The organism is Chamaesiphon sp. VAR_69_metabat_338, assembly GCF_031423935.1.
Taxonomy (GTDB): domain Bacteria; phylum Cyanobacteriota; class Cyanobacteriia; order Cyanobacteriales; family Chamaesiphonaceae; genus Chamaesiphon.
In genome coordinates this window covers 1-9,735 of record NZ_JANPGM010000117.1, presented here as the reverse complement: position 1 = coordinate 9,735, position 9,735 = coordinate 1, and the positions used below count along the sequence as shown (strand labels likewise).

The following is a 9,735-nucleotide window of genomic DNA, read 5'->3' as shown; positions in this document are numbered from 1 at the left end:
CAACTGGTGACGGTGGTGGCGATGATGCCGATGCTGGTACGCCGCCTGGTGGTGGTACGACTGGTGGTGGCGATGATGTCATCGATGCAGAATTCTCTGAGACTAAATAGTCATCCTTATTAACCAAACCGGCTTCTTGCGAGAAGCCGGTTTTTTTTGGCTCGATCGTAAATATCGATTCAGAATGGTGAATACTAAGCTCAGTCACTCCCAACTCCCAACTCTCTACCCCTAATCCCTAGATCGATGAACTTATTTGATGAAATCACTCCGGCAACGCCCGATAAAGTGAATCTGTACGCCCCATACTTTATGAAATCTATGGCCAAACGCAATGTTTTGCCAAAAGCGATCGCGCTCTATCATAAAGGCGGACTCGGCGGTCATCGATCGATCGAAGGTGGCGAAAAAATTCCTTACGTCATCAATTGGGCCGTCCAGAACCTCCCTGGCGATCTCACCAGATGTACGATGATGTTTGATGATAATTCCGACCTCACCTACGAGATCAATTTGATGAATTCCGAGTTAATCGGTTATCTCATTGACTGGCTAATTAACATCCGCGATACCAATAATCCAGACTTTCCTCAGTATTTCTATCACAAACTGATGAAAATGGAAGAATAACTCCAGCCGAGCCTCAGTAAGCACGCAATCTAGCATTGCGACTAGTATGGAAACCCGCTCGATCGAGCTTGGAGCTGCCAATTATCCTAACTTTTGGCAGTACTTTTGCTATAAACTGATGGAAATAGCATCATCAAGCCCACTTGGCTGCAACGGTAAGCCAGACACCAACTAGTGCTGCGCATCGGGAACAGCCAGGAACATCTCGATCCCTAATTTTAGTCATTGCAATCGCGGGCAACCCAGATTAGGCGATCGATAAAGATCGAGTTAATCGAGCTTTTGTCACTCGCTGAATCCAAGATCGATTTTAATCTACCAATCTTGTCTGTTCCCAAACCAGATCGAATCGATCTGGAGATCGTCTGCTAGGGCTGGTTGCCGATGGGTACTACTGATTATTGAGTTACATCGTTATAAATGACTGAGGGTAAGTGCGTAGGGATGGACATGAAATACTTGCTGGTGGCTTCGACGGAAGCATGTAGTGGCAAATCGGCAGCAATTTTGGGCGTTGCCGCTCGATTACAGGAAAAAGGGATTGAGATTGCTTACGCGCAACCAGTAGTGACTAGGAGTACTCCCGATCGCGTCGCTGCGGAGCCGCTAATTGCCGCCCAACCATCAGCAACGACGATCGCTAGCGACATCCAACTAATGGCCGAAGCACTAGCTTTACCCACAGATCGATTGGGGCAGCCAGTGTTGGTACTCGATGCAGCAAGCACGATCGACAGGCTTAATGGTACCGATGTCCGCAACTATGCCCAATTACTCCAGGAAAATGTCCGGCTTCCCGGACAGTTAGTCATTCTCGAAGGTGGAGCCAATCTCCATGAAGGGAGTTTATTCGGTTTGTCAACTGCCCAGGTAGCCGCCGATCTCGATGCCGGAGTATTGCTGGTCAATCGTTATCATCCCCTCTCTAGCATCGATCTGCTCTTATCGGCGCAGCAGCAGCTTGGGAGTCGGCTCTTGGGGTGCATCATCAATGACGTGCCGCGCGATCGGGTAGAGGCCGTCCAGGACACGTTGGTGCCCTTTCTCGAAGGTGCTGGGATCCCCGTCTTTGGGGTAGTGCATCGCAATGGCTTATTGCGGAGTGTGACGGTCAAGCAACTCGTCGAAAAACTCGATGCGGAAATTTTGTGTCGTCCCGACAAGCTGGATCTGATGGTCGAGAGCCTGTCGATCGGGGCGATGAATGTCAACTCGGCTTTAGAATATTTTCGACGGGGCAATAACATGGCCGTCGTCACTGGTGGAGATCGCGCTGACATTCAACTAGCCGCGCTAGAAACCTCTACACAGTGCTTGATTTTGACCGGACGTTTAGCACCGCAAACTTTTATCGTCTGCCGCGCTGAAGACCTAGAAATCCCCATTCTCTCGGTAGATTTGGATACGCTCACCACTGTCGAAATCATCGATCGCGCCTTCGGTCAAGTCCGACTCCAAGAAACCATCAAAATCAATTGCGCCCGCGAGCTATTTGGCAACCACTGCGAGATCGATCGCCTGATCTCACTCTTAGGCGTCGGTTAGGGAGACTAGGGGACAGGGGAGTGGGAGATATAAGGACGCCTGTATCCAAACTCTCTATCCACTCTTCTCTACCCTCTACCCTCTACCCTCTACCCAAAACCTAATTCTCCTCATTCAACCAATCCAACTCGATAGTCGTTGTAGAAGGAAGTGAGGCACTTTCTTCCAAACTTCTATTGGTGGAGCGATTGCGGATGGCACTCAGTCGTTTGATGACTTGTTGCGGATCGGAATTGGACTTGAGCGTGTACAACAGATTTTGGGAACTACAATCAGTGTTGACTTTGGTCGTCGCACAGATGACGGGCAGATTATTGAGCACCCCAGCGGTAATGTATTTTAACTGGCCGCTACGATACATCGATTGAAACCTCGCCGAGACTTGGCGGCAGCGAACTTGTGGGGTAAATCCTGACTCGCTGAGGTCTTCCGATCGCCAAATCACGATCGGGATATCACCTTTTTTGGTTCTAGCCACAGTTGCGGGAATACCGTCGGCTTTGCCACAGACAAAGTTGGTAGTAGCAGTCAACGCCTGACTGGATTCGGCAAAGAAGCTGCTACTGCCAGCCATAGTGACGATCGTGACCAGGGTAGCGATTTTTAATAATTTCATATTATATTCTTCGATCGATTACTAAATAACAGAAACACTATCTTATCCCAATGTTCCGAATGGGTTGGGAAGATGAATCGACCGATTCACCCAGTAGATAATCGATAAATTGCCGCGCGGTGCGCCCAGATCGCCCATTGTGTCGTGTTGCCCATTGTAAAGCACGTTTTTCGAGGTCGTCACGATCGATCGGCAATTGTGCTGAAGTTGCTAGATGATGGACGATTTCGAGATATTTCGGTTGGTCGGCGGGTTCAAATGTGAGTGTAATCCCAAAGCGATCGCTAAAGGATAATTTTTCTTGGACGGTATCCCACATCTGAATCTCGTCGGCATCTTGGGGTCTGGGTCGATCGGCGAAATATTCTCTGACCAAATGACGGCGATTGGACGTGGCGTAGACGACCACATTTGATGGTCTGGCGATAATGCTGCCTTCTAAAACTACTTTGAGGGCTTTAAATGCTTCATCATCAGCTTCAAAGGATAGATCGTCGATAAAAATGATAAATTTTTGGGGTAAATCGGTCAAGCGATCGAGGATCGTCGGTAAATTTATCATCGCCGATTTACTTACTTCTACCAGTCGCAGTTGGCTATCGGGGAAATAGTTTAATAAGCCTTTAATTAGGGATGATTTGCCAGTACCTTTGCCACCATACAACAAAATATTTAGGGCGGGCTTACCTGCGAGTAAAGATTTAGTATTCTGAATTAGGGCGTTTTTTTGGAGATCGTAACCAATTAGATCGTCGAGATGAATGCGATCTGGATGAGGGATGCCGATCGGTCGCTCTTGCCATCTAAAAGCGCGATATGTACCAAAAACACCAACTCCATGCTGTTGATAATATCGGGCCAGATCTGCAACTAACTCACCCCAGTTTTGACAGCGCAGGGCAGCGACGATCGCCGATTGATGCTTGTCAATACTGCATTCTAGCCAGCAGACGGGTCGGCCACCGATTTGCTCGACCCAGCTCGGGATATACTGTCCGCAGGTGTAGAGGATATATAAAGCTTCGAGATCTTGCCGCGCGGCAGTTAACAAAGTTGGTGATAACTGTTTTTGGCGTGATTCGATCGAGTTGTCAAATTCAATATTTTGGGCGATGAGGCTAAATGGATTTTCAGCTGCCAATAATTGCTCGATCGCATATTCTTCCCAACTACAATTTGCCGCTGCCAAAGCTTTGAAAAAACGTCCGTAGGCAGTCAGACAAATCAGGGCATTGCCCTGAGATCTGTCCCCATTGGCGATCGCTTGGAGTAATTCAATTAGCGCAATCCCGACTTCGCCAGCTAACACATCTTGATACAGTAGCAATCCGGCAACCGCTCGCTGCATCTGATGGAGTTCGGCAGTGTGTCGGTCTTGGTGGGAGGAATTCATAAATTAGGGGATAGGGGATAGAGGGTAGGGGATAGGGGATAGGGGATAGTGGATAGTGGATAGTGGATTAATTTAGTTTGGTTGCTTGGTTTTTTATATGATTTTAGTTGGGGTCGATCGGGGGTTTTTTTTAATTATGCGAAGGTAATATGGCGATCGCTAGCAACCGATCGCTAGTCGCTGTATCCTAGATGAGGTATTTATATGCGCTAAATTAACAATCGCTTTTTTATATATATGTCTGCCGATATTACTAATTCTAAGCAAACCATCCGCATCGCTTCGCGGAAAAGTCAACTGGCACTGGTGCAAACCCATTGGGTGCAAGCCGAGTTGCAGAAGCACTTTCCAGATCGCACCTTTGAAGTCGAGATGATGAGTACCCAAGGGGACAAAATTCTCGATGTGCCGCTGGCAAAAATCGGTGATAAAGGGTTGTTTACCAAAGAGTTGGAAGTCAAAATCTTGGATCGATCGGCAGATCTAGCCGTCCACTCACTCAAAGACCTCCCCACCAATTTACCAGAAGGTTTGATGCTCGGTTGTATTACCGAACGAGAAAACCCCGCCGATGCACTAGTTGTCAATGCCAAACACGCTGGCGCACAGCTTCAAACCCTGCCAGCAGGTGCGGTCATCGGTACCTCCTCACTGCGGCGATTAGCCCAGCTCCGCCATCATTTTCCCCACTTTGCATTCAAAGATGTGCGGGGAAATGTCAATACGCGCTTGGCGAAGTTGGATGCGGGTGAATACGATGCGCTGATTTTGGCCGCAGCGGGCTTACAACGCCTGGATTTTAGCGATCGCATTCACCAGCTCATTCCAGCTGAGTTGTCGCTCCATGCGGTCGGACAAGGGGCACTTGGGATCGAATGTCGGACGGAAGATCCGGAAGTTCTGGCGGTAATCCAATCCTTGCAGCATCAACCGACAGCCTACCGCTGCTATGCCGAACGCGCCTTTTTGCGAGAGTTAGAAGGTGGGTGCCAAGTACCGATCGGTGTGAATACGACGATCGATGGCGACAATCTCACCTTAGTCGGGATGGTATCGAGTCTCGACGGTCAACGTTTTGTCACCGACAAAATTACTGGTTTAGCCACCAACGCCGAACAAATTGGCAAAGATCTCGCGCATTTACTCCGCTCTCAGGGCGCGCAAACTATCCTTGACGAAATCTTTGAATTAGTCCGGCGCGACGGATTGAAGAAGGTGTTAGACGAGCAGACGAATGGTTGAAATAGTTGGGAGTTGGGAGTGATGGAGTGATGGAGTGATGGAGTGAATATGCCGACGGCATATCAGGGTAAGTGCGTCAGGTTTTCTTTGACGATAAACTTACTCTTCAATATCAATGAAAAAGGCGGCGCGAGCCGCAACTCCGTCACTCCCAACTCCCAACTCCGTCACTCCCAACTCCCAACTCCCCCTACCGCTTCCGCTGAAAAACCTTCAAATTCGCCAGCGCGCGCTGCTGATTGACAGGATCGCCTTGTAACCTAAATAACTCTGCGGCGATGCGTAAATCGGCGATCGCACCTTTGCAGTCGCCAAAGCGATGGCGGGCAAAGGCACGATTGTTGTAGGTAATTGCTTTGTCGGGCAAAATGCGGACGACTTGAGAGTAGTCGAGATAGGCACCCCAGTAGTCACGCATATTGACTTTGACGGCAGCGCGGTTGTTGTAAGCCAGCGCGTGATTAGGGTCGAGGCGAATTACTTCGGTATAATCGACGATCGCGGGGATATTTTGTGCGAGTTGGGCGTGCAAGATGCCGCGTTGGAGTCTAGCATCTAGATCTTCGGGATGTTGTTGTAGTGTCGCATCTAGGCTGGCAATGGTGGGTGGTGCGGTCGCCGCTTGGTTGGGAATGCTAGCTGGTTGTTCGGTTGCAACTGGGGTGGAATCTGTGGGTGCGGCTGTAGCTACTACAGGCAGGGAAATCAGCGCGATCGCACTCACAAGACTAAGTTTAGAAAATAAAGATTTAATCATCGGCAGACAAGATCGAAACTAGAGACAATCTACAAGTTATTGTAGTAGGATTCCGGTATTCAATTCTACAGCCACTCCGCCGATCGACTTATACCATCGATCGCAAAAGCAGTTACAAATATAAGTAGGGACATTACCAAACTATTACCAGCCCATGACAGATCGGATCTTTTACATTTCACCACTGATTCGGATAACGTTGAGTCTGTTGTATCTTTCTTTGCTCATTCCGCTGCCTTTTTTGGCGACATTTACCCAAGCGGTAGTACCCGCCTGGTTGTTGTGGGTAGGCATTGGGTTGGGATTTATTGCTTTGCAAGGTGCTTTGAGTCAGCGAGTTGTCGTAGACGATCGCGAGATCGCAGTGAACTATCCCGCTTGGGTACCGACTTTTTTGATTAAAAGTTGGACGCTGGCTTGGAGCGATATTAAAGAATTAAAAATGCGAACGACCGGACAAGGAGGCGCGGTTTATTATTTAATCGATCGCCATGGTGCGGGATTTTTATTACCGATGCGAGTTGCTGGCTTCAATCGATTGGTACAGCTCATTCAAGCAGCAACATCGATCGATACCACCGATGTCTATCCCCTCGCCCAACCCTGGATGTATTTCGCTCTGCTCGTCCTGACTGGCTTTCTATTATTGACCGATACCTGGACAATTTGGACGGCGATCGATCTAGGCTAATAGTGGTTGTTTTAAAGAGCATTTATTAAGATCGATCGGAACTCAAGATTTAATTCTCTTCTATTCCCTTCGGTGCGTTACGCTTCGTGATAACACACCCTACAATATTCTATCCACTCCCCGCTCCCCGCCCTATACGATCGATAATTCTTATGGTTGACTCATTTGCCCAGTATTATCATCAGCGTACCAAGTACGATCCAGACACGATCGCCTCCAAGAGTCAGGGCTTGGACTGGAGCACCCAACCATTATCGTATAAAGAATATAAAATCGGCACTGTTTACGACCTCAAACCCTATTTACAATCGACTAAACAGGATAATGAGAGTTATTGGTGGCAGCGATTATCATTGTTTTTATTGTGCAGTTATGGGTTAACAGCGCGAATTAAAACTATGGGCGAGCCGATGTATTTGCGATCGGCACCATCGGCAGGGGGACTGTATCCAGCGGAGATTTATTTAGTGTCGAAAGGAACTAGTTTCTTACCGGCGGGACTATATAACTACCAAGTCAAAGATCATACCTTGATCCACTTTTGGGCGAATGATGTGTGGCAACACGTTCAAGGCGCGTGTTTTGGGCATCCAGCTTTAATGGTTGCCGATTTAGCGGCAATTACAACTGCGGTATTTTATCGATCGGCATGGCGATATCAAGATCGAGCTTATCGCCGCATCTTTTTAGATACCGGACACTTACTCGGAAATATCGAATTAGCTGGGGCGATGAATGGGTTTCGACCTTATTTTGTTGGCGGTTTTATCGATCGACAGATCGATGAATTGCTATATCTCAATCCAGAGCAAGAAGGGACTATTTGCGTTATTCCATTGGTAGATATCGACGCACATCCCGATGCGACAATCGCCGCTTTTCCAACGGCATTGCCTTCGCGAATCAACCTCGAATATGCAGATCTTCCCGATGGACAACTGTTGAAAAACTGTCATCAGATGACTGAAATTACTCAATTTAGACAGTTGCCAGCCAACACGTCAGATATCGATCCAGTTAAATTAGATGATAAGTATAATTTTCCGTTTTGTCTAAAGATTTCGACTCAAACTAACCCGATCGATTGGCAAGATAATATCCCTCTGGCTCGCTTAGAAAATACCATGCTCAAACGGCGATCGACGCGTGCCTATACGGGGGCAGAATTAACGATCGACGAACTCAAGCAGATTTTAGACTTTACTTATCATCCCCGTCACTATGCCGAGCAAAATTTAGATCCCAGTCCCGACTATTTCGATCTGAGTTTAATCGAAACATTTATCGCCGTGTCTGGCGTCCAAGGATTGGACGAAGGCTGTTATTACTATGCACCCAAAGCTCAAGAACTCCGCCAAATTCGTTTCAAAAACTTTCGTCAAGAGTTGCATTATCTCTGCTTGGGACAAGAACTAGGTCGCGATGCGGGGGCGGCAATTTTTCATACCGCAGATCTCAACATGGCGGTGCAAAAATATGGCGATCGCGCCTACCGTTATTTGCATTTAGATGCCGGACATTTAGGGCAAAGAATCAATCTAGCAGCAATTGGGCTAGAAGTTGGAGTCAGTGGGATTGCGGGCTTTTTTGACGATCGCGTTAATGAAGTATTGGGGATTCCTGAAGATGAAGCTGTGTTGTACATTACGACATTAGGCCGTCCCGCCTAACCGGAGCTAAAGTCGGCAGCTTTACGTCTAGATTTTGGAATGCATAATTGTTAATATCGATCGAAATCGGAGCTGAATCATGATGACTAAACTAACTAAAACTTGGGTTGCGGTAATTGGGGCAATTTTAGCGATCGGACTATTGCTACCACTGTTACCGGTATTGGCAAATACATCACCTGGCGCAACGCCCGTCAAGCCAGCAACAGTCAATCTGACTGGTACGATTAAAAAATTGGCTGTAGAGGGCACCTGTTATCAACTGGCGGCGGATAACGGTAAAAAATACGAATTGATGGGTAAATTCCCGAAAATTGATGGGACTAGAGTGCAAGTTAGTGGCGTCGCCAAGTCAGATATGGTGACTATTTGCCAAGTCGGACAGCCATTACAAGTTAAAACTGTAAAAGTTATTAAATAGATATTGCCACTAGCAACGTATGAGGACAGAAACCCGACTTCTTGAAGAAGTCGGGTTTCTAGCAGTCTCCCGTCACTTCTACTCCGGTTTGACTGTAACTATGCCATAGGCACTGGGCGATAGATATTGACGAGCGGCGAGTTGGAGCGTATTGGCATCGACCGCTTGAATCTGCTGGGGATAGTTGAGTGCGGGAGCCAGATCGCCGACTACCGATCGATAATAACCGTACAGATCGGCGCGATCGCTCGGAGTTTCCGTGCCAAAAATATAGCGATTGGCAACTTGACGGCGGATGCGACTGAGTTCGGCATCGGTAACGAGGGCAGTTTGGAGCTGGAAAATATGCTGGGTAATAATTTGCTCGACTTGGGCGAGATGTTCGCTTGGCAACTGGGCACTCAGATAGAATAAGCCCTGAATTCGGTTGCTCATATTACTCACGCTGATATTATTCACCAGTTGGCGTTCTTCACGTAGTTCCTTAACCAAGCGGGACGTGCGTCCGGAGCTGAGGATCGCGGCCAAGATATCGAGCGGGTAAGTTTCCGCCAACTGCATCAATCCAGGGACGCGCCACACCATAATCAATCTGGCTTGTTGCAAACTCGGATCGATGTGTTCTTTGCGGACGATCCGCGCAAAGGCAGGTTCGGGCGTGGGTTGAGCTTTTCTGCCGACAAATTCGGCGGTAGGGATACTCCCACTTTGGGAGGCAAAACCATCGGAGATGATATCGATTAACTCTTCAACGGGAAGATTGCCAACAG

10 protein-coding genes are annotated in these 9,735 nt (G+C 48.0%); 6 read left to right on the top strand and 4 right to left on the bottom strand.

Annotated features, from left to right (window positions below; translation table 11 throughout):
- Window positions 1-246 precede the first annotated feature (246 nt).
- Both ebsA and RMO84_RS03415 read left to right on the top strand, forming a co-directional pair.
- On the top strand, window positions 247-630 hold the full coding sequence (gene ebsA / locus RMO84_RS03420) for a type IV pilus biogenesis protein EbsA (RefSeq protein WP_310487045.1): 384 nt from the start codon (window positions 247-249) through the stop codon (window positions 628-630).
- A gap of 420 nt (window positions 631-1,050) precedes the next feature.
- On the top strand, window positions 1,051-2,175 hold the full coding sequence (locus RMO84_RS03415) for a phosphotransacetylase family protein (protein ID WP_310487044.1): 1,125 nt from the start codon (window positions 1,051-1,053) through the stop codon (window positions 2,173-2,175).
- A gap of 100 nt (window positions 2,176-2,275) precedes the next feature.
- Here the strand turns inward: RMO84_RS03415 and RMO84_RS03410 are convergent, their stop codons facing one another.
- Together RMO84_RS03410 and RMO84_RS03405 are read right to left on the bottom strand one after the other, a co-directional pair.
- Window positions 2,276-2,791, bottom strand: a complete 516-nt coding sequence (locus RMO84_RS03410; protein WP_310487043.1) for a COP23 domain-containing protein — start codon at window positions 2,789-2,791, stop codon at window positions 2,276-2,278.
- A 37-nt stretch (window positions 2,792-2,828) separates the two neighbouring features.
- Entirely contained in the window at window positions 2,829-4,184 is a 1,356-nt protein-coding gene (locus tag RMO84_RS03405; protein WP_310487042.1) for an ATP-binding protein, read from the bottom strand.
- A gap of 237 nt (window positions 4,185-4,421) precedes the next feature.
- On the opposite strand from RMO84_RS03405, the gene hemC reads away from it, so the two are divergent.
- A complete protein-coding gene (gene hemC, locus RMO84_RS03400; protein ID WP_310487041.1) occupies window positions 4,422-5,426 on the top strand; it encodes a hydroxymethylbilane synthase in 1,005 nt (334 codons plus the stop codon).
- A gap of 190 nt (window positions 5,427-5,616) precedes the next feature.
- On the opposite strand, the gene RMO84_RS03395 is transcribed toward hemC, so the two are convergent.
- Window positions 5,617-6,183: a hypothetical protein gene (locus RMO84_RS03395; RefSeq protein WP_310487040.1), complete on the bottom strand. Its 567-nt coding sequence runs from the start codon at window positions 6,181-6,183 to the stop codon at window positions 5,617-5,619.
- A gap of 154 nt (window positions 6,184-6,337) precedes the next feature.
- On the opposite strand from RMO84_RS03395, the gene RMO84_RS03390 reads away from it, so the two are divergent.
- The 3 genes from RMO84_RS03390 to RMO84_RS03380 all read left to right on the top strand — a co-directional run bounded on the left by RMO84_RS03390 (window position 6,338) and on the right by RMO84_RS03380 (window position 8,965).
- Entirely contained in the window at window positions 6,338-6,874 is a 537-nt protein-coding gene (locus RMO84_RS03390) for a hypothetical protein (protein WP_310487039.1), read from the top strand.
- A gap of 152 nt (window positions 6,875-7,026) precedes the next feature.
- Window positions 7,027-8,544 carry a SagB/ThcOx family dehydrogenase gene (locus RMO84_RS03385; protein WP_310487038.1) on the top strand — a complete coding sequence of 506 codons (1,518 nt, stop codon included), beginning with the start codon at window positions 7,027-7,029 and terminating at the stop codon, window positions 8,542-8,544.
- Between the two features lie 79 nt (window positions 8,545-8,623).
- Window positions 8,624-8,965, top strand: coding sequence for a hypothetical protein (locus RMO84_RS03380; RefSeq protein WP_310487037.1), 342 nt, complete (start codon window positions 8,624-8,626; stop codon window positions 8,963-8,965).
- Between the two features lie 78 nt (window positions 8,966-9,043).
- On the opposite strand, the gene RMO84_RS03375 is transcribed toward RMO84_RS03380, so the two are convergent.
- Window positions 9,044-9,735 (bottom strand): insulinase family protein (locus RMO84_RS03375; protein WP_310487036.1); only part of this gene is annotated, 692 nt, incomplete at its 5' end.

What these genes read in the sequence shown, in the direction of transcription:
- RMO84_RS03385 (WP_310487038.1), top strand. Translation starts at nt 7,027, where the DNA reads ATGGTTGACTCATTTGCCCAGTATTATCATCAGCGTACCAAGTACGAT.
- ebsA (WP_310487045.1), top strand. Translation starts at nt 247, where the DNA reads ATGAACTTATTTGATGAAATCACTCCGGCAACGCCCGATAAAGTGAAT.
- RMO84_RS03390 (WP_310487039.1), top strand. Translation starts at nt 6,338, where the DNA reads ATGACAGATCGGATCTTTTACATTTCACCACTGATTCGGATAACGTTG.
- RMO84_RS03405 (WP_310487042.1), bottom strand. Translation starts at nt 4,184, where the DNA reads ATGAATTCCTCCCACCAAGACCGACACACTGCCGAACTCCATCAGATG.
- RMO84_RS03410 (WP_310487043.1), bottom strand. Translation starts at nt 2,791, where the DNA reads ATGAAATTATTAAAAATCGCTACCCTGGTCACGATCGTCACTATGGCT.
- hemC (WP_310487041.1), top strand. Translation starts at nt 4,422, where the DNA reads ATGTCTGCCGATATTACTAATTCTAAGCAAACCATCCGCATCGCTTCG.
- RMO84_RS03415 (WP_310487044.1), top strand. Translation starts at nt 1,051, where the DNA reads ATGACTGAGGGTAAGTGCGTAGGGATGGACATGAAATACTTGCTGGTG.
- RMO84_RS03380 (WP_310487037.1), top strand. Translation starts at nt 8,624, where the DNA reads ATGATGACTAAACTAACTAAAACTTGGGTTGCGGTAATTGGGGCAATT.
- RMO84_RS03395 (WP_310487040.1), bottom strand. Translation starts at nt 6,183, where the DNA reads ATGATTAAATCTTTATTTTCTAAACTTAGTCTTGTGAGTGCGATCGCG.